The sequence below is a fragment of the Streptomyces sp. NPDC079141 genome (genome assembly GCF_040686775.1).
Taxonomy (GTDB): domain Bacteria; phylum Actinomycetota; class Actinomycetes; order Streptomycetales; family Streptomycetaceae; genus Streptomyces.
In genome coordinates this window covers 82,738-105,086 of the sequence record NZ_JBFBLP010000023.1, presented here as the reverse complement: position 1 = coordinate 105,086, position 22,349 = coordinate 82,738, and the positions used below count along the sequence as shown (strand labels likewise).

Genomic DNA, 22,349 nt, shown 5'->3' with positions numbered 1-22,349 from the left:
GGATGCCTTCGACGCGGAGCCTGCGAGTCGCGATCGTCGGCGGCGGCCCCGGTGGCCTGTACGCAGCCGCGTTGCTGAAACGCCTGGACCCGCACCGCGAGGTAACCGTCTGGGAACGCAACGCCCCCGACGACACCTTCGGCTTCGGAGTCGTTCTCTCCGACGAAACCCTCGGCGGCATCGAACACGCCGACCCGCAGGTCTACACCCAGCTCCAGCACCACTTCATCCGCTGGGACGACATCGACATCGTCCACCGCAACACCCGCCACACCTCCGGAGGACACGGTTTCGCCGCCCTCGGCAGAAAGCGCCTCCTGGAGATCCTCCACAACCGCTGCCGCGACCTCGGCGTAGAACTCCGCTTCCGCTCCGAGGCCCCCTATCCGGCCTGGCTGTCCGAGACCCACGACCTCGTCATAGCCGCCGACGGTGTGCACAGCACCACCCGCGAGGCCTACGCCCATGTGTTCCGCCCCCATGTGGCCAGCCACCACTGCCGTTACATCTGGCTCGCTGCCGACTTCGCCTTCGACGCCTTCCGTTTCGAGATCGCCGAGACCGAACACGGCGTGATGCAACTGCACGGCTATCCCTATGCGCCCGGCGCGTCCACCGTGATCGTCGAGATGCGCGAGGAGGTGTGGCGGGCGGCCGGGTTCGACGAGCTCGACGAGAGGGAGTCGATCGACCGCTGCGCCAAGATCTTCGCGGACGCGCTCGGCGGCCGCCCCCTGCGCTCCAACAACTCGGCGTGGACCACCTTCCGTACGGTCGTCAACGAGCGCTGGTCGCACGGCAATGTCGTCCTCCTCGGCGACGCCGCCCACACCGCCCACTTCTCCATCGGCTCCGGCACCAAGCTCGCCGTCGAGGACGCGCTGGCCCTCGCGGCCTGCCTGGAGGAACAGCCCGATGTGGCGGCTGCGTTGAGTGCGTACGAGGAGGAACGCAAGCCGGTCGTGGCGTCGACGCAGCGTGCCGCGCGCGCCAGCCTGGAGTGGTTCGAGAACCTCGGTCTCTACCTCGACCAGCCCTCCCGCCAGTTCGCCTTCAACCTGCTCACCCGCAGCCGCCGGGTCACCCACGACAATCTGCGGCTGCGCGACGCGCGCTTCACCGAGTCCGTGGAGCGCGAGTTCGGCTGCCCGGCCGGAACGCCGCCGATGTTCACCCCGTTCCGGCTGCGCGGACTGACCCTGCGCAACCGGATCGTCGTGTCCCCGATGGACATGTACTCGGCGGTCGACGGACTGCCCGGCGACTTCCATCTCGTCCACCTCGGCGCCCGCGCGCTCGGCGGCGCCGGACTGGTGATGACGGAGATGGTGTGCGTCAGTGAGGAGGGGCGGATCACGCCCGGCTGCACCGGCCTGTACAACGGTCGGCAGGCCGAGGCCTGGCGGCGGATCACCGAGTTCGTGCACGCACAGGCGCCCGGCACCGCGATCGGCGTCCAGCTCGGCCACAGCGGCCGCAAGGGCTCGACAAAGCTGATGTGGGAGGGCATGGACGAGCCGCTCCCGGACGGCAACTGGCCGCTCGTGGCCGCGTCCCCGATCCCGTACAAGCCCGGCAGCCAGACCCCGCGCGAGCTGTCCCGCGCCCAACTCACCGACATCCGCGAGCAGTTCACGGCGGCCGCGTGGCGGGCGGCGAGGGTGGGGTTCGATCTGCTGGAACTGCACTGCGCGCACGGCTACTTGCTCTCCGGTTTCCTCTCCCCGCTGACGAACCGTCGCACGGACGCGTACGGCGGCTCGCTGGAGAAGCGGCTCCGGTTCCCGCTGGAGGTCTTCGACGCCGTCCGTGGCGTATGGCCCGAGGAGCGGCCCATGACCGTCCGTATCTCCGCCACCGACTGGGCCGAGGCCGGCACGAGCGCCGAGGACGCCGTGGAGATCGCCCGCGCGTTCGCCGCGCACGGAGCGGACGCGATCGACGTCTCCACCGGCCAGGTGGTCGCCGACGAGGAACCGGAGTTCGGCCGCTCGTACCAGACGCCGTACGCCGACCGTATCCGCAACACGACCGGCATCCCCGTGATCGCGGTCGGCGCGATCTCGTCCTGGGACGACGTCAACTCCCTGATCCTGGCGGGCCGCACCGACCTGTGCGCGCTGGCCCGCCCACACCTCTACGACCCCCACTGGACCCTGCACGCAGCGGCCGAACAGTCCTACACGGGCCCGGCCGCCCCCTGGCCACCCCCCTACCTGGCAGGCAACCGCCGCCCCCAAACGGGCCGCACGGACGCCCCCAAGCCGAGGCTCAGGCCTCCGGCCGTCCAGCCGCCAAACCTGCGGCCCGGTGGGGCTTGATCGCGCAGTTCCCCGCGCCCCTTCGGGGCGCTGATCCTTACAGCTCGACCATCCCCGCCGTAAGCGTCGCCCCGTCCGCCGGGTCGATCAGGATGAACGCCCCGGTGCGCCGGGACACCGCATAGTCGTCCAGGGCCAGCGGCTCTGCCGTACGCAGTGCAACGCGCCCCAGATCATTGGCGGCCAGCGACTCCGCTCCGCCGAGATCCTTCACGATCGCCTTCACGGTCCGGGTGGTATGCCGCACCAGAACCCGGTCGCCGACCCTGAGCGGCCGGTCGGCCAGATGGCACACCGCCGCCCGCACCTCCTGCGTGAGCGCCGGCACATCGACGCCCGCCGTGATCATGTCGCCACGAGAGACGTCCCGCTGGTCGGCCAGCCGCACGCTGATCGACTGCGGCGCGTACGCCGCCTCGGCGGGCACCCCGAGCACCTGGATCCCGGTGATCTCGGAGGTCTCACCCGACGGATGCACCGTGACCCGGTCCCCGACCCGCAACGCCCCGGACACCAACTGGCCGGCGTAGTGCCGCACTTCGCCGTCACGGATGACGTACTGCACGGGAAAGCGGGCAGGCGCGTCCGCGGCCTCGGCGCCGACCGGGACACTCTCCAGGAACTCCAGCAGCGCAGGCCCCCGGTACCAGTCCATGTGCGCCGACCGGTCCACGACGTTGTCACCGACGAGCGCCGACACCGGAATCGGCGTGAACCCGGGCAGCCCCAGCTCCGCGGCATGCCCCGCGAAGTCCTCGACGATGCGGTCGAACTCCTTCTCCTCGTACCCGACGAGGTCCATCTTGTTGACGGCGAGGACCACATGCGGGACACGGAGCAGCGCGGCCACCGCGGCGTGCCGGCGGGTCTGCTCGACGACACCGTTGCGGGCGTCGATCAGAATGATCGCGAGCTCGGCCGTGGACGCGCCGGTGACCATGTTCCGGGTGTACTGCACATGCCCGGGGGTGTCGGCGAGGATGAACCGCCTGCGCGGGGTGGCGAAGTAGCGGTAGGCCACGTCGATGGTGATGCCCTGCTCGCGCTCGGCGCGCAGACCGTCCGTCAGCAGGGCCAGATCGGGAGCCTCCTGGCCGCGGCTCAAGGAGGCACGCTCCACGGCCTCCAACTGGTCGGCCAGCACCGACTTGGAGTCGTGCAGCAGCCGGCCGACGAGGGTGGACTTGCCGTCGTCGACGGACCCGGCCGTCGCGAACCGCAGCGTGTCGATGGTCGTGCTCATGGTTAGAAGTACCCCTCGCGCTTGCGGTCTTCCATCGCGGCCTCGGACAGCTTGTCGTCCGCGCGGGTCGCACCCCGCTCGGTCAGCCGGGACGCGGCGATCTCGGCGATCACCTTCTCGATGGTGTCGGCATCGGAATCCACCGCACCGGTGCAGGACATGTCGCCGACCGTGCGATAGCGGACCTGCCGCTTCTCGACGACCTCCGACGCCCGGGGCCCGCCCCACTCGCCCGCGGTCAGCCACATGCCGCCGCGCTGGAAGACCTCGCGGTGATGGGCGTAGTAGATCTGCGGCAGTTCGATGTCCTCGCGGGCGATGTACTGCCAGACGTCCAGCTCGGTCCAGTTGGACAGCGGGAAGACGCGGACGTGCTCGCCGGGCGCGTGGCGGCCGTTGTACAGGTTCCACAGCTCGGGGCGCTGGCGGCGCGGGTCCCACTGGGAGAACTCGTCGCGCAGCGAGAACACCCGCTCCTTGGCGCGCGCCTTCTCCTCGTCCCGTCGGCCACCCCCGAACACCGCGTCGAACCGCTCGCCCTGGATCTTCTCCGTCAGCGGCACCGTCTGCAGCGGGTTACGCGTCCCGTCCGGGCGTTCGCGCAGCACACCGCGGTCTATGTAGTCCTGTACGGAGGCCACATGGAGGCGGAGCCCATGTGCGGCCACCACACGGTCGCGGTAGTCGAGCACCTCGGGGAAGTTGTGCCCGGTGTCCACGTGCAGCAGCGAGAAGGGGATCGCCGCCGGGGCGAACGCCTTCAGCGCCAGATGCAGCATGACGATGGAGTCCTTGCCGCCGGAGAACAGGATCACCGGCCGCTCGAACTCGCCCGCCACCTCGCGGAAGATATGGACCGCCTCGGACTCCAGCGAGTCCAGGTGGGAGAGACCGACCCCGCTCACACCAGCCCCCGCTCCGCCAGCAGCGCGTACACCGCGTCCGCCGACTCCGCCGGGCTCTGCTCCTGCGTCGGCAGCACCAGCGCCGGGTCCACCGGCGGCTCGTACGGGTCGTCGACCCCGGTCAGCCCGGACAGCTCGCCCGCGGCCTGCTTGGCGTACAGCCCCTTCACATCGCGTACGGAGCACACGTCGACCGGAGTGGCCACGTGCACCTCGATGTACGGCGTCCCGCTCTTGTCGTGCCGCGCCCGGACCGCCTCGCGGCTGTCGGCGTACGGCGCGATCACGGGGACGACGGAGAGCACGCCGTTGCGCGCGAGTACCTCGGAGACGAGGCCGATGCGCTGGACGTTGGTGTTGCGGTCCTCCTTGGAGAAGCCGAGGCCGGCGGAGAGGAAGCGGCGTATCTCGTCGCCGTCGAGAACCTCCACACGATGTCCCTCGGCCTTGAGCCGGTCCCCGAGCAGGCGGGCGATCGTCGTCTTGCCCGCGCTCGGCAGCCCGGTGAGCCAGATCGTGGCTCCCTGAGCCCTTGCCGTCGTGGTCATGCGCAACAGTCCTCTGTTTTCTTGCCTGGCATGCAACTCGGTGCACGCTAGGTTAGAAATCTGAGAAGAGGGACGGAAGAGGCTGAGGGTTCTCTGAGTGACAGAAGTTGTGAATGAAGTCACACCCTCCGTTTAGATTCCGGCGAAAACGCCCCCCGCGTCCCTGAGCCGCTCGTGCAGCCCCCGGAACACCGCGGCCGACCGCACGCCCGGCCAGTCCGCGGGCAGCAGCCGGGTGGGCAGGCCCGGATCGACGTAGGGCAGATGGCGCCAGGAGTCCAGGGCGAGGAGATAGTCCCGGTATGCCTCCTCGGGCGGGGTGTCCACCCGGCGCTCCCAGGTGTGCAGCACGCGCGCGTGCCGGTCCAGGAACGCCTCGTGCTCCTTGGCGATCGCCGCCAGGTCCCACCAGCGGGCCACGGCCTCGACGGTCGGCGCGAAGCCGAGGTGCTCGCCGCGGAAGAAGTCGACGTACGCCTCAAGGCGCAGCCGCTGAAGGGTGTGCCGGGTCTCCTCGTAGAGCCGTGCGGGCGCGATCCACACCCCGGGGGCGGCCGTGCCGAAGCCGAGGCCGGCCAGCCGGGAGCGCAGCACATGCCGCTTCTGCCGCTCCGACTCCGGCACCGAGAACACCGCGAGCACCCAGCCCTCGTCCTCGGGGGGCGTGGTGGCGTAGATGCGCCGGTCGCCGTCGTCCAGCAACTGGCGGGCGTCGGGGGAGAGTTCGTAGCCGGCCGCGCCCTCGGCGGTGCGGGCCGGCACGAGCAGTCCGCGCCGTTTGAGCCGGGACACCGACGAACGCACGGAGGGCGCGTCCACCCCGACCGCGGCCAGCAGTCGGATCAGCTCGGCGACGGGCACCGGGCCGGGCACGAAGCGGCCGTAGGCGCCGTAGAGCGTGACGATGAGAGACCGTGGTGCATGCTGGTCGGACACATTGATCATCTTAGGTCGTCTGCATCACTGCTGGTCACCTTCGGTGTGGCCGTCCGAACGCAGCTTGAAGCGCTGGAGCTTGCCGGTCGCCGTGCGCGGCAGGGCGTCCAGGAAGACGATCTCGCGCGGGCACTTGTACGGCGCGAGCTCGGCCTTGACGAAGGCGCGCAGCGCCTCCGCGTCCCGCCGCGCACCCTGGCTGATCACCGCATACGCCACCACGACCTGCCCGCGCCCCTCGTCCGGCCGCCCCACCACCGCCGCCTCCACCACGTCCGGGTGGCGCAGCAGCGCGTCCTCGACCTCGGGGCCCGCGATGTTGTACCCGGCGGAGATGATCATGTCGTCCGCGCGGGCGACATAGCGGAAGTAGCCGTCACTCTCTCGGACGTAGGTGTCGCCGGTGATGTTCCAGCCGTCGCGCACGTACTCCCGCTGTCGTGGATCGGCGAGATAGCGGCAGCCGACCGGTCCGCGCACGGCGAGCAGCCCCGGCTCCCCGTCGGGCCTGTCCCGGCCGTCGGCGTCGATCACGCGCGCCTGCCAGCCGGGCACCGGGACGCCCGTGGTGCCGGGCCGGATGTGCTCGTCGGCGGCGGAGATGAAGATGTGCAGCAGTTCGGTGGCGCCGATGCCGTTGATGACCCGCAGTCCGGTCCGCTCGTGCCAGGTCCGCCAGGTGGCGGCGGGCAGGTTCTCGCCGGCCGAGACACAGCGGCGCAGCGAGGAGATGTCGTGCCCGTCCAGCTCGTCGAGCATGGCGCGGTAGGCGGTCGGCGCGGTGAACAGCACCGTCACCCGGTGCTCGGCGATCGCCGGCAACAGCTGCTTGGGACCGGCCTGTTCGAGCAGCAGGGCGCTTGCCCCGGCGCGCAGCGGGAAGACGACGAGACCGCCGAGCCCGAAGGTGAAGCCGAGCGGCGGGCTGCCCGCGAAGACATCGCCCATATGTGGTTGCAGCACATGCCTGGAGAAGGTGTCCGCTATCGCCAACACATCCCGGTGGAAGTGCATACAGCCCTTGGGCCGTCCGGTGGTGCCGGAGGTGAAGGCGATCAGCGCCACGTCGTCCCCCGCGGTGTCCACGGCGGTGTACGGGGTGCTCGGCGCCGGGCGCTTCAGCAGGTCGTCGGGGCCGTCCCCGCCGTACGTGGTGATCCGCAGCCCCGGTACCTCCGCCTTCGCGAGGTCGTCGACGGCCCGGATGTCGCACAGTGCGTGCCGCACCTCGGCGATCTCGCACATCGTGCGCAGTTCGTGCGGGCGTTGCTGGGCCAGCACGGTGACGGCGACCGCGCCCGCCTTCAGCACCGCCAGCCAGCAGGCGGCCAGCCACGGTGTGGTGGGGCCGCGCAGCAGCACCCGGTTGCCCGGGACGACCCCGAGGTCGTCGGTGAGCAGATGCGCGAGCCGGTCGACCCGGGCGCGCAGGTCGCCGTAGGTCCAGGGGGTGCCGGTGGCGGTGCGGAACGCCGGGCGGTCGTCGGAGGGGCCGAGGAGCAGCTCGGCGGCGCAGTTCAGCCGTTCGGGGTAGCGCAGTTCCGGCAGGTCGAAGTCGAGCCGCGGCCATTGGTCCGCGGGCGGGAGATGGTCGCGCGCGAAGGTGTCGACGTGGGCGGAGCGGGTGAGGCCGTCCATGGCGGGTCGCCCCCTTGTCGTGGTGGGACAGGGTCCGCGCATCGAGCGTATCGCGTTGGTGACGACAGTCAACGGTACGCGATACCGTCAGGGGGAGTCGCCCCTTCGGCCGCCACGAGAGAGGACCGGCAATGCCCGCATTCTCACTCGAACCGGAACAAATCGCCTGGTGTGCCGAACTGCGCACACTCGCCGCCGACCGGCTGCGCCCGCTCGCCGAGAAGGGCGAGCCCGGACACGTCAACCGCCCGCTCGTCGCCGAACTCGGCCGGCTCGGGCTGCTCTCCCGGCTCTTCACCTCCGGCGCCCTCGACCTGTGTCTGATGCGGGAGTCCCTGGCCTACGCCTGCACGGAGGCGGAGACCGCGCTCGCCCTCCAGGGGCTGGGCGCCCACCCGGTGCACTCCCACGGCACCCCGGCCCAGCGGGAACGCTGGCTGCCACGGGTGAGCGAGGGCACGGCCGTCGCCGCCTTCGCACTCAGCGAGCCGGGCGCGGGCTCGGACGCGGCGGCGCTGTCCCTGGCCGCCCAACCCGACGGCCCTGGCTGGCGGCTCACGGGTGCGAAGAGCTGGATCTCCAACGCCCCCGAGGCCGATGTCTACACGGTCTTCGCCCGGACGACGCCGGGTGCGGGTGCCCGGGGCGTGACCGCCTTCCTCGTCCCCGCCGACCGCCCGGGCCTGACCGGCACGGCCCTCGACATGCTCTCCCCGCACCCCATCGGCAGCCTCGCCTTCGACGCCGTACCCGTGACGGCCGACGACGTCCTCGGCGAGGTGGACCGGGGCTTCCGCGTCGCGATGGGCACGCTCAACCTCTTCCGCCCCAGCGTCGGCGCCTTCGCGGTCGGCATGGCCCAGGCGGCCCTGGACGCGACGCTCGCCCACACGGCCCAACGGGACGCCTTCGGCGGCAAGTTGAGAGACCTGCAGACGGTCGCCCACCAGGTCGCCGAGCTGGCGCTGCGCACGGAGTCGGCCCGCCTGATGGTGTACGCGGCGGCCACGGCGTACGACGCGGGCGCCCCGGACGTGCCCCGCCGCGCGGCCATGGCGAAGCTGCTGGCCACCGAGACCGCGCAGTACGTGGTCGACACCGCCGTCCAGTTGCACGGCGCCCGCGCCCTGTGCCGCGGCCATCTGCTGGAGCACCTGTACCGCGAGGTCCGCGCCCCGCGCATCTACGAAGGGGCCAGCGAGGTCCAACGCGGCATCATCGCCAAGGAGTTGTACACCGAGCTGGAGGGCCGGGCATGAGCACGGAGCGGATCGACCCGGCGGAGCTGTCCCCGGCGACGGGCTTCTCCCATGCGGTCGTCGCGACGGGAACACGGGTCGTCTTCCTCGCGGGCCAGACCGCACTGGACGGCGACGGGAAGGTCGTCGGGGACACGCTGCCCGAGCAGTTCGAGAAGGCGCTGACGAACCTGTTGACGGCACTGAGGGCGGCCGGCGGGACACCGGGCGACCTGGCACGGGTCACGGTGTACGCGACGAGCGTCGCGGCGTACCGCGAGCACGCGGCGGAACTGGGCCGGATCTGGCGGAGTTTGGCGGGGCGGGAGTACCCGGCGATGGCGGTGGTGGAGATCGTACGACTGTGGGACGAGCGGGCGATGGTGGAACTGGACGGCTTCGCGGTGCTGCCCTGACCCGGCCGCGGACTCGCCCCCGAAGGGGTGATGATCACGCCCCCGCGCGCTGCCGCCCGGTACCAGTGGAGACCCCTACTCCGCTCACCCGGGAGGTACCACCATGTCCGTACGCACCGCCCTCGGTGTCGCCGCAGGCGCCGCACTCCTGCTGGCCGCCGTGCCCTCGGCCGCCGCCGACCCCTACGAGACCGTGACCGTCGACCCGACCGGCACCGTCGCCGCCGACGGCACCGTCACCCTCTCCGGCACCTACCGCTGCACCGACGCCACCGGCCCGGCGTTCGTCAGCTCCTCCGTCGGCCAGAACTCGCCCACGGTCCACCACGGCATCGGCGGCACCCGCGCTGTGTGCGACGGCGCCGAGCACCACTGGGAGAACACCGGCAAGCCGTCCACGCCCATGGAGCCCGGCGCGGCCCACGTCGAGGCCACCGTGATGGAACTCGACGACACGAGCGGCCTGCCGCTGCCGCGCTTCCACGCGGGGCAGCAGCAGGACGTCACCCTCGCCGAGGGCTGACCGCCTCACCCGCCCACGTGGACGTAGGCGGCCCACCGCAGCGGATCCCCGGGCGCCGCCGCCCGCAACTCACGCACCGCGTGATGCAGCGCCTCGCCCGCCGGCAGGTCGGCCGCCTTCTCACCGGCCAGCCGCCCGTACACGGCCGTGGCCACCCCCGGCGCGGCGGCGTCGCCGATCGGCCACAGGGTCGCGATGACGTGCCGGAAACCGATCAGCTGCATGGCCGAGGCCACACTCAGCGACTCGTCGGACAGCTGCACCCCGCCGGTGGCCGTCTCACAGGCGGACAGGTAGGCCATCCGGGCATACGGATGGGAGTACCGGGACAGTTCGGTCATGGTCAGCGGCGCGTCGTGCAGATACAGCCTCCCCCGGGAGGGTGCGTCCGGGTCCTGGCCACCGTGACAGCACAGATGGACGTCGCGGTGCCGGGACAGTTCGGCGAGGACCCTCTCCCGGGTGGCCTGCGCGCCCTTGAGCGTGGTGCAGGCGCCGGGGAAGAAGCCCTCGACCCGGGCGACCTCCTCCTCGGTGCCGGGCAGCGGCGCCTCGCGGGGCAGATACGGCGTGCGCGGCAGGCCCACCACCAACGCCCCCTCCGGCCCGCCGTCCGCCTGCGGGGCCCTCGCCCGCGCCACCGACCGGAGGGTGGGCGCGTACGAGGACACCACCAGGTCGAGCACGGCCGGGGCGTCCGGTGCCCCGGGGCCCGCGGCGTGCACCGGCATGGTGGTGAGCGGGCCGGTCGGACACCACCACACCCGGGGCCAGTCGGCGCCCGGCTCGGGCGGCCCGGTGTGCCCCAGGGCCGACAGCACCGGGCCGGCGGCGGTCTCCCACAGCCAGACCAGGGACTGGGTGAGCGTCTTGCGCGCCCGGTCCCGCTCCCGGGGATGCAGCCGGCGCGGACGCAGCAGACGCCCCAAGGCCTCCAGGTAGGCGGCGGACGCGGCGTAGGCGTCCTCCGCGGTCAGGTCGGGCAGCGGCACGGTGGACACCCCCGTCCGGCGCACCACCAGCGCGTCGCAGCGCAGTTGGGCGACGTTCAGGACGACGACCGTGCCGTCCCCCGCGGCCGGCAGCAGATCCCGGGCGCGCGGCGGGAGCAGGAAGCCCTCGAAGCCCCGGCAGGCCCGGATCTCCGCGAGCAGCCGGTCCCAGGCGCCCGCCGTGCCCTGTTGCCGGGTCACGCGGTCACGCCGAGCGTGTCCCGGGTCGCGGCGTGACCACACCACCGAGGGCACCCCGTCCGGGCCGGCCGGTACGGCGTCGGCCTCCGGGACCGGGCCCTGCCAGGCGGTGCGCAGCGCCTCAAGCCGCGCGGCGAGGTCCGGCCGGGCGGAGCGCAGGTCGTCGAACTCGGTCCAGGTCTCCAGCAGTTGCGCCCACAGCACGGAGCGGCCCTGCTCCAGCAGCTCCAGGCCCCGCTCCGGCGCCCCGGACTCGACGGCCCAGGCCGCCGCCTCGCAGGCCAGGCCCAGCTGCTCGGCGAGATGGCGTTCCTGGGCGGGCCGGTCCAGTCCCCGCCACGCCACCAGGGGCAGCAGGGTGACGGCTTCGGTGAAGGCCGTCAGCGCCTCCCGGGTGCGCCGGGCGGCGTCCTTAGCGGACTCCGTGGCCCGGGCGGCCAGGGCCGCCGTGCCCGCGTGCGACGCCCAGGAGGTGGCCGCCACCAGCCGGTGCGGCGGCGGCCCCGACGCCGTCCGCGCGGCGTCGCGCCAGTGGGCGAGTGCCGCGTCGAGGTCGGTCCGGTCGCCGGTGAGCTCGGCGCGGTCGACGTGGGCGGTGCCCAGGTTGGTCAGTGCCACACAGCGGGCGGGGTGGTCCGCGGGGAACGCGCCGGCGGCGAGCTCCAGTTGCCCGATGGTCTCGGAGAGGGTCGCGGGGTCGCGGGTGTGCTGGAAACCGGCGAGCAGCGTCACCGCGAGGTCGGACCGCAGCGTGGGGCCCATCTCGTCGTCCGTGATGCCCCGCGCGAGGGTGTCGCGTGCGAGCCGTACCGCCTCCGTGAGGTCGGCGGTGTCGCCGCGCGCCTCGAAGCGCTGCGTCAGACAGGTCGCCAGGACGGTCCTGCGCCGCGCGCCGTCGAAGTCGCCGGGGGCAGTCGTCTCGACCGCCGCCCGGGCCAGGTCCACGGCCTCGTCCAGCTCCTCGGCGCGCCCGGTGACCCGGGCGTGGTGTGTCAGGGACCCGGCGAGATTGGCCAGGGCCTGCGCCCGCCGGGGAGCGTCGGCCGGGATCAGGTCCAGTGCACCGCGCTCCAGGGCTGTCGCGTCGTCCAGGTCGGCGATGTCCCCGGACCGTGCGAAGCGCTCCCTGAGGCGCAGCGCGAGGGACGACATCATCCGGCTGCGGTCCAGGTGGCCGGGGGGACGCCGGCGCACCGCCTCCTGCCCGAGCACGATGGCCTCGTTGAGGGCGTCCAGGTCGCCGGTGAGCCGGTAGACCTGGGCCAGCGCGGAGGCGAGCTGAGCCTGCCTGACGGGCAGGCTGTCGTGGCCGGCCGGTGTGCCGTCGAGCGCCGCGCGGGACAGCCGCAGCCCTTCCTCCAGCAGCGGGCCGGGATCGTCGACGTGCTGGGCCAGGGTCGTCAACTGGGAGCCGCAGGACGCCGACAGCGCCATCGGGTCGGGTCCCGAGGACGGGATGTGGTCGGCGACGTCGCGCAGGATCAGCAGCGCCTCCTCCAGATCCGCCCGCGAGGAGGTGGACGTGTAACGGTCCTCCAGCAGTCCGGCGAAGGTGATCCTGGCCTGCTGGACCCGGTGCGGCAGATGGCGCGCCAGCGCGGGCAGCGTCTCGCGGACCAGCCGGACCGCCTCCTCCAGGTCGGCCGGGTCGCCGAGCAGTTGGTGGCGGCGGGAGTGGGCAAGGGCCAGGTTGTGGCTGTGCATCGCGTGGCTGCCGGTGCCGGGCACCGACGCGGCGACGGACGCACGGCCACGCTCGATGGCTTCGGCGAGATCGTCCGGGGAGCCCGTGCGCTCGTACCGGGTGCTGAGCACCGTCGCCAGGTGGTCCAGCAGATCGGCGTGTTCCGGCTCGGCGTCCAGCGCGGCGAGGCCGGTGGCGGCCGCGTCGTCGAGATCCCCGAGCGCACCCGTCAGCAGATGCCGCATCAGCAGCGCGCTGGACAGGTCCTTGTACGGCGCGTCGGGCCGTCCCCGCGTCTCGCAGAGCTGCACGGCCCGCTGAAGGTGGACGACGGCCTCGTCCAGCGGGCGGCGGTCGCCGGTCTCCTGGTGCTGGGTGACCAGGACTGATCCCAGATGCCCCAGCATGGCGGGGTGGCGCGGGTTGTCCTCGGGGGTGAGGGTCAGCGCCGTCCGGTGCAGGGCCACCGCCTCGGCGACCAGGTCCGCCGGCGCGGTACGGGCGTCGGGCGGGGGCGGCGGAACCGGCGGCAGCCGGACCGCGGTCAGCAGGGTGACAGCCACGTTCACCAGGGTGAGCGGTCGCTGGGGATGCTCCTCCGGGAGGCTCCGGACCGCCTCCCTGCGTTTGTCGAGCGCGGCGGCGAGGTCCGCCGCGTCCCGGGTGATCTCGTAGCGTTCGGTGAGCGCCCCGCCCAGATTGGTGAGCACACCGCCCCGCAGGACCGAGTCCCCGGGAAGCGTGTCCAAGGCGGCACGGAAGGCCGACACGGCCTCGTCCACGTCCGCCGCGTCGGCCGAGGGGCCCGCGTTGTACCGGGCCTGGAGGGCGAGCCCGAGGTTGGTGAGGTGCTCCCCCCGGTCCGTGGGGGAGCTGTCCGGTCCCACGGCGGCCAGCGCCGCGCGGTGCCCCGCCACGGCACGGTCGATGTCCTCGGGCCGATGGTCCCGCTGGAAGCGCCTCATCAGCATGCCGCTCAACCGGGCCAGGAGGTCCGGATGCCGTTCGTCGTCGTCGGGGATCCGCGAGACGGCCTCTTCCAGCAGACCGATCAACTCGTCGAGCAGCGCGAGCGCTCCGTGGTCCTCCATGAGGACGAGCAGCGCCCCCGCCAGCCCGTTCAGTACCGAGTCCCGCGTCTCCTCGTCGTGTTCGCCGAGCAGCGACCGGCCGGTGCGCACGGCCAGTTCCAGGGCCCGCCGGTCCCCGGTCGCGTGGCCGTAGCGTCCCGCCAGGAACAGGGTGTCGATCCGGGCGAGGACGGCGTCCTCCGCGTCCGAGGGACCGGTGTCGGCGTCGGCGTCGGGCCGGTCCAGGCGGGCCAGCGGCCGCAGCGCCGGGGGCACCGCCTCCGGCAGGGAGCGCGCCCCCTCGGCGAAGCACTCCACGGCCGCCACCAGGTCGTCCGTGAGCCGTGTGTCGAGCCGGTGGCGCGCGAGGTGGTACATCCCGAGCGTGAGGACGGCGGCGACCGGATCGGACGCGCCACCGGTGTCCAGCAGTTCACGCAGCTGCCGTGCCTCGTCCTGCGCCGCGGGTCCGGTCAGTTCCAGGTGGTCCCCGGGGTTCTCGGCCCAGTCCCGGAACCGCCTGATCAGAGGCTCCGGTTCGGCGTCGCCCGCGGCCCGGTCGTGCCCGATCCGACGCAGCCGGCTCCGGAAGACCGAGCGCTCCGCCAGTGTGCGCGGCGGCGTGGCACCGACCGCGCGCAGCGTTTCCTCGGCCTCCTCGCGCAGCGCGGGATCGTCGGTCTCCTCATGCAGCCGGCGCAGCGTGTGCACCAACATGCCTACGGCGTGCGGATGTTCGGGATGGCCGGGCGGCAGTCCGGAAACCGGGGCGCGCAGCGCCGCGAGGGCCTGCCGGGCGGTCTCCGGATCGGGCGCCGTACGGTGCAGCGCGGCCAGGCACATGCCCAGGTTGGCCAGCACCATCAGGCGTCGCGGGTGGTCGGCCGGCATCCCCTGGACCGCCTGTTCCAGCAGCTCCCTCGCCTCGTCGAGGGGCGCCGACCCGCCGGAGACGTCGTGCCGCACGCGCAGCGCGTTCCCCAGGTTGCTGCGCAGCCTGGGCAGTTCGGGCGAGTCCGGTGGTTCCGCGGCCAGCGCCTCGCGGTGCAGGGCGATGGACTCGTCGAGCGTCTCGGGGTTCTGGGTCAGGCCGAGGACGGCGTCCAGGGCGGCGGCCAGGGTGGAGGCGACCGGCCCCCGGATCCGCGGATCCGTCCCGGGCAACTCCAGGGCCTCGCGCAGCAGTCCGACGGCCTCGTCCAGCGACTCGTGGTCGCCGTACAGATGGTGACGGAGTGTCAGGGCGTTCCCGAGGTGGTTGAGGTACCTCATCCGCACGGTGGGATCCGGCTCCGGACCTGTCACGAGCGCGCGCAGTACGGCGATCGCGGCCGCCAGGGGCTCCGCGTCGCCCGTGGCGAGGTGGTCGGAGACCAGTAGCTGCGCGAGGTCCTCCCGCCGCAGGTCGCGGTCGGGGGAGTCGGCGGGAGCGGCCTCGACGGCCTCGCGCAGCACGTCCTCCGCCTCCCGCAACGGACCCGTGTCCGCGGCGAGTTCCGCGAGCCGACGCAGCGTCCGGGCCAGATCGTCCAGCACCTGGAGCAGCCGGGGATCGCCCTTGGCCAGCCGCCGGGCCTCCTGGCGCAGCACCGCCGCCCGGTCGCGCAGCGAGTCCAGGTCTCCGCCGCGCTCGTGCCGGCGCTGCATGAGCGCGGCGCGGGCCGCGGAGATACGGGCCCGCTGCGACCTTGCCGTGGGGTGGCCCGTGTCCAGGTACTCCAGCAGGGTGACGGCCTCGTCCAGGGCCGCGTCGTCGCCCGTCGCCTCGTTCCGCGCGGCCAGGGCCATGGCCAGCGCGAACAGCGCGGTCACGTTCTCGGGGGACTCCTCGGGCAGTAGTGCGGCGGCCCGGCGCAGCACCTCCGCGGCCTCGGCGGCGTCGCCCGCGTCGCGGGTCACCGCGAACCGCTGGGTCAGCGCGCTGCCCAGGTTGACCAGCGCCCGGCCGTGGGCGAGGGCGCCACCGCTGCCGGCGAGGCGCGCTGCCACCCGGCGCAGCACCTGCACGGCCTCGTCGAGGTCGTCCCGTCGCCCGGGCCCGGAGCCCAGCAGCAGGGCGGAGCCCAGGTTCATCTCCGCGGTGTCGTACTCGGGGTGGTCCGGCGGCACCTCCGCCAGGAGCCGGCGCAGCAGCCTCGCCGCCTCGTCCGCCGCGCCCCGGTCCTGCGTGCGCTCGGCCTGGACGAGCAACTCGTAGGCCCGCGCGGCCCAGGCCCCGGGATCGTTGCTCTCCGCCGCGCGCGAACCTGCGGCGGCCCGCGCCAGGTGCTCGCGCACCGGCTCCGGAACCTTGTCGGGCAGCACCCGGTACACCGGCTCCAACAGGGTGAGGGCACGGGCGAGTTCCGGGGCGTCCTCGCCCTGCGGCAGCACCAGATAGCGGCACCAGTGCCACCAGCCGAGGGTGTGTACGGCCTCGATGTCGGCGGTGAAGTCCGTCACCGTCGCCGCCAGCGCGGCGGCCTCGCTCTCCGCCTGCGGTTCGAGCACCGCTCGGCTGTCACTCGTGGCCAGACATCGCTCGATGCGCTCGCGCAGGCTGCTCAGACTCCGGGCACGCACCATGGCCGCCCCCCGCTTCCCCCTGGTCCTTGTGGAACCGGCCACCGACCGTGGGCGGTGCCCGGCCGGAGGTTCATACCCTTTGGGGCGAGAATGACGCTTCTGATCACGGTGTGCCGTTTTCACCCGGGCCGGATCACGGCTGCCAGGCCGTCAGCAGGCTTTCACCGGCTCCACGGAGACGGCGTCGCGCAACCGGACGGTGGTCCGTACACCGTTGTGCTCCAGCGTCATGCTGCCCGCTCCGGTCCGCACGACCTTGCCGCACACCGTCCCGCCCGGCTGCCGCACCCGCAGCAGCGCCGCGTCCTTCTCGGGGCCGTACCAGGTGACCCCGACCGCGCCGGTGAGCAGCACCAGACAGACCAGGGACAGGGCGATCCCGGCGCGCAGGGAGCGGGCGGAGCGCAGCGCCTCGCCGTGAGCGGCGACCGCGGCCGGTTCCGCGGCCCGCATGACGACGATGTTCGGGCGTCCGTGCGCGGCCCGCAGCACGGCGAACGCCGCCGCCGTACCCACGGCCAGGGCCAGCAGGAGCAGGACGCCCACGGCACGGGCCCAGGCGGGAGTCAGCTGTCCGATGTCGCTGCGCCCGCGGATGAGGCTGAACCCGACGAGCGCGGTGATCAGTCCGGCCAGACCGTTGCGCCATGCGGTGGCCGACTCGCGGACCCGGACCAGTTCGTCCGCCAGCAGGCTCCGGCGTTCCCGCTCCCGCAGGAGGTCGCGGCGCGTGGCGGCGCCGCCCGCTCGCAGGCGCGGCCCCCCGGGGTCAGACAAGGCGCAGCATCCAGTAGGCGCCGCATCCGGTGCGGTCGGGAGGGCGGCCGGTGAACTCCTCGGCGGACATGCAGTACACGAGGACCTCGTCCCCGTCGTCGTCGGAGCCGACGTCGCGGACCAGCTCCTCGGCGACGGGAAACTCGAAGACCTGCCCGCACCGAGGACACGGACCCGTGAGCACGGTCATCCCGGCGAACCGCTCCACCGTGAACAGCCGCGCGGCCTGCTCACCGAACCGCGGATCGGTGACCTCCTCGTACGTGGACGCCCGCCCCACCGTCATGGCAGCCCCCTTCGCCCTGCCGGAAGTCTCCCTCCGCGCAGCACCATTGAACCGCCCTCCCGCCGGCACCGGGGCCGATTCGGGAGGGCGGCACCGCGCTCGGGTGCGGCGGGGTTCGTCCGGAGGCGGGGTCAGATGTCCCGGAAGATCTCGATCTGCGCCCCGATCGAGTTCAGCCGCTCGGCCAGGTCCTCGTACCCCCGGTTGATGACGTACACGTTGCGCAGCACGGACGTGCCCTCCGCCGCCATCATCGCCAGTAGGACGACGACGGCGGGGCGCAGGGCCGGCGGGCACATCATCTCGGCGGCGCGCCAGCGGGTGGGGCCCTCGACCAGGACGCGGTGGGGGTCCAGCAGCTGGAGCCTGCCGCCGAGGCGGTTGAGGTCGGTGAGGTAGATCGCCCGGTTGTCGTACACCCAGTCGTGAATCAGCGTCTTGCCCTGGGCGACCGCCGCAATGGCCGCGAAGAACGGGACGTTGTCGATGTTCAGGCCGGGGAACGGCATCGGGTGGATCTTGTCGATCGGCGCCTCCAGCTTGGAGGGGCGGACCGTGAGGTCGACCAGGCGGGTGCGGCCGTTGTCGGCGAAGTACTCGGGCGTGCGGTCGTGGTCGAGGCCCATCTCCTCCAGGACCGCCAGCTCGATCTCCAGGAACTCGATCGGCACCCGGCGCACCGTCAGCTCCGACTCCGTCACCACGGCGGCGGCCAGCAGGCTCATCGCCTCGACCGGGTCCTCGGAGGGGGAGTAGTCCACGTCGACGTCGATGTTCGGCACGCCGTGCACGGTGAGCGTGGTGGTGCCGATGCCCTCGACCTTGACCCCGAGTGCCTCCAGGAAGAAGCACAGGTCCTGGACCATGTAGTTGGAGGAGGCGTTGCGGATCGTCGTCACGCCGTCATGCCGTGCCGCGGCCAGCAGCGCGTTCTCGGTGACCGTGTCCCCGCGCTCGGTCAGCACGATCGGGCGGTCGGGGGAGAGGGCGCGGTCCACCTGGGCGTGGTAGAGCCCCTCGGTTGCCGCGATGTCCAGACCGAACCGGCGCAGCGCGATCATGTGCGGCTCGATGGTGCGCGTGCCGAGGTCGCAGCCGCCGGCGTAGGGCAGCTTGAAGCTGTCCATGCGGTGCAACAGCGGGCCGAGGAACATGATGATGGACCGGGTGCGCACGGCCGCCTCGGCGTCGATGGCGCCCATGTCCAGCTCGGCCGGGGGTACCAGCTCCAGGTCGACGCCGTCGTTGATCCAGCGGGTGCGCACACCGATGGACTGGAGGACCTCCAGCAGACGGTAGACCTCCTCGATGCGGGCGACCCGGCGCAGCACCGTGCGCCCCTTGTTGAGCAGCGAGGCGCACAGCAGGGCGACACACGCGTTCTTGCTCGTCTTCACGTCGATCGCGCCGGACAGCCGACGACCGCCCACCACTCGCAGATGCATCGGGCCCGCATAGCCCAGAGAGACGATTTCGCTGTCCAGGGCTTCACCGATTCGAGCGATCATCTCAAGGCTGATGTTCTGGTTGCCGCGCTCGATGCGGTTGACGGCGCTCTGGCTGGTACCGAGCGCCTCGGCGAGCTGTGTCTGTGTCCAGCCCCGGTGCTGCCGGGCGTCACGGATGAGCTTGCCGATGCGTACGAGGTAGTCGTCTGCCATGAGGTTGAGGCTATCTCAGATATGAGATGGCGCCTCCCGGGGGGTCCGTTCGGGTGACGGACCGTCAACGGCGCCTGGCGGTACGGGTACGACGCCACCCGAAAGGTCCGGGCAAATCCATCGATGTCGTACGACGTCCGGTGCTGCTGTGGGTGCGCCGGGGGCCGTGCCTGCCACCGGTGGTGATGGACCAGGAGCGACGGTTGATGTTCAGCCGTACGCCGGGCAGGATGCGGAAACTCTTGCGAAATGTGAGGGGCATGGAAGCCTCCCGTCGGGGTTTCGTGGACGCACCCTTCGGCTACCCCGAGTTGGCGAACTGATGGCATGCCGGCCGGCCGCCCGCGTGGCGGTGGAAATCGCCTGGGTCCATGGTCGAGGGAGGACATCACAGGGGGACCGGGCATGACCATCCCGGCCCCATGTACTAGAGTTATCTCGACATCGAGATATCTGCCGAGGTGCACCGCAGCCGTGCGGCATCACCGGTCCGGCGGTAAGGCCTACCTAACTTAGCCTTACCTTAGCGGATCGGCCAAGATGGCGTGGCGGCAGGATCGTGGTGGTACGCGCACATCAATGAAGGAGACTGTCGTGTCGGCGAACAGCTTCGACGCCCGCAGCACGCTGCAGGTGGGCGACGAGTCGTACGAGATCTTCCGGTTGGACAAGGTCGAGGGCTCCGCGCGCCTTCCCTACAGCCTGAAGGTGCTGCTGGAGAACCTCCTCCGCACCGAGGACGGCGCGAACATCACCGCCGACCACATCCGTGCCCTCGGCGGCTGGGACTCGCAGGCCCAGCCGTCGCAGGAGATCCAGTTCACGCCGGCCCGCGTGATCATGCAGGACTTCACCGGCGTCCCCTGTGTCGTCGACCTCGCCACCATGCGTGAGGCCGTGAAGGCCCTCGGCGGCGACCCGGCGAAGGTCAACCCGCTCTCCCCGGCCGAGATGGTCATCGACCACTCCGTCATCGCCGACAAGTTCGGCACCCACGACGCCTTCCAGCAGAACGTGGAGCTGGAGTACGGCCGCAACAAGGAGCGCTACCAGTTCCTGCGCTGGGGCCAGACCGCCTTCGACGACTTCAAGGTCGTCCCCCCGGGCACCGGCATCGTCCACCAGGTCAACATCGAGCACCTGGCCCGCACCGTCATGGTCCGTAACGGCCAGGCCTACCCCGACACCCTCGTCGGCACCGACTCGCACACCACCATGGTCAACGGCCTCGGTGTGCTGGGCTGGGGCGTCGGCGGCATCGAGGCCGAGGCCGCGATGCTCGGCCAGCCGGTCTCGATGCTCATCCCGCGCGTGGTCGGCTTCAAGCTGACCGGTGAGCTCAAGCCCGGCACCACCGCCACCGACCTGGTGCTGACCATCACCGAGATGCTCCGCAAGCACGGCGTCGTGGGCAAGTTCGTCGAGTTCTACGGCGAGGGCGTCGCCGCCACCTCGCTCGCGAACCGCGCCACCATCGGCAACATGTCGCCGGAGTTCGGCTCCACCGCCGCGATCTTCCCGATCGACGGCGAGACCCTGAACTACCTCAAGCTCACCGGCCGCTCCGAGCAGCAGGTCGCGCTCGTCGAGACGTACGCCAAGGAGCAGGGCCTCTGGCTGGACCCGAAGGCCGAGCCCGACTTCTCCGAGAAGCTGGAGCTGGACCTGTCGACGGTCGTCCCGTCGATCGCCGGCCCGAAGCGCCCGCAGGACCGCATCGTCCTCGCCAACGCCGCCCAGCAGTTCGCCCAGGACGTCCGCAACTACGTGGACACCGCGGACGAGGCGGGCGTCGAGTCCTTCCCGGCCTCCGACGCCCCGGCCGCCTCCAACGGCGTACCGACCCGTCTCACCACGGTCACCGCCCCCGACGGCTCGACGTACGAGATCGACCACGGTGCCGTGACGGTCGCCGCCATCACCTCCTGCACCAACACCTCCAACCCGTACGTCATGGTCGCCGCCGCGCTCGTCGCGAAGAAGGCCGTGGAGAAGGGCCTGACCCGCAAGCCGTGGGTCAAGACCACCCTCGCCCCGGGTTCGAAGGTCGTCACCGACTACTTCGACAAGGCGGGCCTGACCCCGTACCTCGACAAGGTCGGCTTCAACCTGGTCGGTTACGGCTGCACCACCTGCATCGGCAACTCCGGCCCGCTGCCGGAGGAGGTCTCCAAGGCCGTCAACGACCACGACCTCGCGGTGACCTCGGTCCTCTCCGGCAACCGGAACTTCGAGGGCCGTATCAACCCCGACGTCAAGATGAACTACCTGGCCTCCCCGCCGCTGGTCGTCGCGTACGCCCTCGCGGGCTCCATGAAGGTGGACATCACCAAGGACGCCCTCGGCACGGACCAGGAAGGCAAGCCGGTCTACCTGGCCGACATCTGGCCGACCGAGGCCGAGGTCAACGACGTCGTCGCCAACGCCATCGGCGAGGACATGTTCTCCAAGTCCTACCAGGACGTCTTCGCGGGCGACGCCCAGTGGCAGGCCCTGTCGATCCCGACCGGCAACACCTTCGAGTGGGACGCCGAGTCGACCTACGTCCGCAAGCCCCCGTACTTCGAGGGCATGGAGATGGAGCCGAAGCCGGTCGCCGACATCTCCGGCGCGCGCGTCCTGGCCAAGCTGGGCGACTCGGTCACCACCGACCACATCTCCCCGGCCGGTGCGATCAAGGCCGACACCCCGGCCGGCAAGTACCTCACCGAGCACGGTGTGGAGCGTCGTGACTTCAACTCCTACGGCTCCCGCCGAGGCAACCACGAGGTCATGATCCGCGGCACGTTCGCCAACATCCGTCTGCGCAACCAGATCGCGCCGGGGACGGAAGGCGGTTACACCCGCGACTTCACCCAGGCCGACGCGCCGGTGTCGTTCATCTACGACGCCTCGCAGAACTACCAGGCCGCCGGCATCCCGCTGGTCATCCTGGGCGGCAAGGAGTACGGCTCCGGCTCGTCCCGCGACTGGGCGGCCAAGGGCACCGCGCTCCTCGGCGTCAAGGCCGTCATCACCGAGTCGTACGAGCGCATCCACCGCTCGAACCTCATCGGCATGGGCGTCCTGCCGCTGCAGTTCCCGGCCGGCCAGAACGCCGACTCCCTCGGCCTGACCGGCGAGGAGACCTTCTCGATCTCGGGCGTCACCGAGCTCAACGAGGGCACGACCCCGTCGACGGTCAAGGTCACCACCGACACCGGTGTGGAGTTCGACGCGGTCGTCCGCATCGACACCCCCGGTGAGGCGGACTACTACCGCAACGGCGGCATCATGCAGTACGTGCTGCGCAACCTGATCCGCAAGTAAGCGGTACGGCACGGCAGCAGAGGGCCGCATCCCCGG

General features: G+C 71.9%; 15 protein-coding genes. 5 read left to right on the top strand and 10 right to left on the bottom strand.

Annotated elements, in window-relative coordinates; all coding sequences use genetic code 11:
• Window positions 1–2: 2 nt before the first annotated feature.
• Window positions 3–2,321, top strand: a complete 2,319-nt coding sequence (locus AB0Q90_RS38480) for a bifunctional salicylyl-CoA 5-hydroxylase/oxidoreductase (protein WP_363163980.1) — start codon at window positions 3–5, stop codon at window positions 2,319–2,321.
• A gap of 37 nt (window positions 2,322–2,358) precedes the next feature.
• Here AB0Q90_RS38480 and AB0Q90_RS38475 read toward each other — a convergent pair whose 3' ends face one another.
• The 5 genes from AB0Q90_RS38475 to AB0Q90_RS38455 all read right to left on the bottom strand — a co-directional run bounded on the left by AB0Q90_RS38475 (window position 2,359) and on the right by AB0Q90_RS38455 (window position 7,591).
• Window positions 2,359–3,564, bottom strand: coding sequence for a GTP-binding protein (locus AB0Q90_RS38475; RefSeq protein WP_363163979.1), 1,206 nt, complete (start codon window positions 3,562–3,564; stop codon window positions 2,359–2,361).
• A gap of 2 nt (window positions 3,565–3,566) precedes the next feature.
• Window positions 3,567–4,469: a sulfate adenylyltransferase subunit CysD gene (cysD, locus tag AB0Q90_RS38470; protein ID WP_363163978.1), complete on the bottom strand. Its 903-nt coding sequence runs from the start codon at window positions 4,467–4,469 to the stop codon at window positions 3,567–3,569.
• Window positions 4,466–5,053 carry an adenylyl-sulfate kinase gene (gene cysC / locus AB0Q90_RS38465; RefSeq protein ID WP_363163977.1) on the bottom strand — a complete coding sequence of 196 codons (588 nt, stop codon included), beginning with the start codon at window positions 5,051–5,053 and terminating at the stop codon, window positions 4,466–4,468. Before cysC ends, cysD begins: the two co-directional genes overlap by 4 nt.
• A 96-nt stretch (window positions 5,054–5,149) precedes the next feature.
• Entirely contained in the window at window positions 5,150–5,962 is an 813-nt protein-coding gene (locus AB0Q90_RS38460; RefSeq protein ID WP_363163976.1) for a PaaX family transcriptional regulator C-terminal domain-containing protein, read from the bottom strand.
• Between the two features lie 15 nt (window positions 5,963–5,977).
• Window positions 5,978–7,591, bottom strand: a complete 1,614-nt coding sequence (locus AB0Q90_RS38455; protein ID WP_363163975.1) for an AMP-binding protein — start codon at window positions 7,589–7,591, stop codon at window positions 5,978–5,980.
• A 131-nt stretch (window positions 7,592–7,722) separates the two neighbouring features.
• Here AB0Q90_RS38455 and AB0Q90_RS38450 point away from each other — a divergent pair, with 131 nt between their 5' ends.
• The 3 genes from AB0Q90_RS38450 (at window position 7,723) to AB0Q90_RS38440 (ending at window position 9,768) form a co-directional block, all read left to right on the top strand.
• The gene (locus AB0Q90_RS38450) at window positions 7,723–8,850 is read left to right on the top strand and encodes an acyl-CoA dehydrogenase family protein (RefSeq protein WP_363163974.1); all 1,128 of its coding nucleotides are present in this window, start codon (window positions 7,723–7,725) and stop codon (window positions 8,848–8,850) included.
• Entirely contained in the window at window positions 8,847–9,245 is a 399-nt protein-coding gene (locus AB0Q90_RS38445; RefSeq protein WP_363163973.1) for a RidA family protein, read from the top strand. Before AB0Q90_RS38450 ends, AB0Q90_RS38445 begins: the two co-directional genes overlap by 4 nt.
• A gap of 103 nt (window positions 9,246–9,348) precedes the next feature.
• Entirely contained in the window at window positions 9,349–9,768 is a 420-nt protein-coding gene (locus AB0Q90_RS38440; protein WP_363163972.1) for a DUF6299 family protein, read from the top strand.
• Between the two features lie 5 nt (window positions 9,769–9,773).
• Here the strand turns inward: AB0Q90_RS38440 and AB0Q90_RS38435 are convergent, their stop codons facing one another.
• From AB0Q90_RS38435 to AB0Q90_RS38415, 5 genes are all read right to left on the bottom strand, one after another.
• On the bottom strand, window positions 9,774–16,280 hold the full coding sequence (locus tag AB0Q90_RS38435; RefSeq protein ID WP_363163971.1) for a CHAT domain-containing protein: 6,507 nt from the start codon (window positions 16,278–16,280) through the stop codon (window positions 9,774–9,776).
• 150 nt (window positions 16,281–16,430) lie between these two features.
• Window positions 16,431–17,057 (bottom strand): hypothetical protein, encoded by a 627-nt coding sequence (locus tag AB0Q90_RS38430; protein WP_363163970.1) that lies wholly within the window; start codon window positions 17,055–17,057, stop codon window positions 16,431–16,433.
• Window positions 17,050–17,343, bottom strand: a complete 294-nt coding sequence (locus AB0Q90_RS38425) for a hypothetical protein (RefSeq protein WP_363163969.1) — start codon at window positions 17,341–17,343, stop codon at window positions 17,050–17,052. Before AB0Q90_RS38425 ends, AB0Q90_RS38430 begins: the two co-directional genes overlap by 8 nt.
• A 131-nt stretch (window positions 17,344–17,474) precedes the next feature.
• Window positions 17,475–19,004, bottom strand: coding sequence for a UDP-N-acetylglucosamine 1-carboxyvinyltransferase (locus tag AB0Q90_RS38420; RefSeq protein ID WP_363163968.1), 1,530 nt, complete (start codon window positions 19,002–19,004; stop codon window positions 17,475–17,477).
• Window positions 19,005–19,068: 64 nt separating this feature from the next.
• On the bottom strand, window positions 19,069–19,266 hold the full coding sequence (locus AB0Q90_RS38415) for a DUF4236 domain-containing protein (RefSeq protein WP_363163967.1): 198 nt from the start codon (window positions 19,264–19,266) through the stop codon (window positions 19,069–19,071).
• Window positions 19,267–19,598: 332 nt separating this feature from the next.
• Between AB0Q90_RS38415 and acnA the strand changes: the two genes are divergently transcribed.
• A complete protein-coding gene (acnA, locus tag AB0Q90_RS38410; protein WP_363163966.1) occupies window positions 19,599–22,313 on the top strand; it encodes an aconitate hydratase AcnA in 2,715 nt (904 codons plus the stop codon).
• The last annotated feature ends 36 nt before the right edge of the window (window positions 22,314–22,349 follow it).

Coding starts and splice junctions, on each gene's coding strand:
- AB0Q90_RS38425 (WP_363163969.1), bottom strand. CDS start 17,343: ATGACGGTGGGGCGGGCGTCCACGTACGAGGAGGTCACCGATCCGCGG.
- AB0Q90_RS38415 (WP_363163967.1), bottom strand. CDS start 19,266: ATGCCCCTCACATTTCGCAAGAGTTTCCGCATCCTGCCCGGCGTACGG.
- AB0Q90_RS38435 (WP_363163971.1), bottom strand. CDS start 16,280: ATGGTGCGTGCCCGGAGTCTGAGCAGCCTGCGCGAGCGCATCGAGCGA.
- AB0Q90_RS38455 (WP_363163975.1), bottom strand. CDS start 7,591: ATGGACGGCCTCACCCGCTCCGCCCACGTCGACACCTTCGCGCGCGAC.
- AB0Q90_RS38445 (WP_363163973.1), top strand. CDS start 8,847: ATGAGCACGGAGCGGATCGACCCGGCGGAGCTGTCCCCGGCGACGGGC.
- AB0Q90_RS38450 (WP_363163974.1), top strand. CDS start 7,723: ATGCCCGCATTCTCACTCGAACCGGAACAAATCGCCTGGTGTGCCGAA.
- AB0Q90_RS38440 (WP_363163972.1), top strand. CDS start 9,349: ATGTCCGTACGCACCGCCCTCGGTGTCGCCGCAGGCGCCGCACTCCTG.
- AB0Q90_RS38460 (WP_363163976.1), bottom strand. CDS start 5,962: ATGATCAATGTGTCCGACCAGCATGCACCACGGTCTCTCATCGTCACG.
- AB0Q90_RS38420 (WP_363163968.1), bottom strand. CDS start 19,004: ATGGCAGACGACTACCTCGTACGCATCGGCAAGCTCATCCGTGACGCC.
- AB0Q90_RS38475 (WP_363163979.1), bottom strand. CDS start 3,564: ATGAGCACGACCATCGACACGCTGCGGTTCGCGACGGCCGGGTCCGTC.
- AB0Q90_RS38480 (WP_363163980.1), top strand. CDS start 3: ATGCCTTCGACGCGGAGCCTGCGAGTCGCGATCGTCGGCGGCGGCCCC.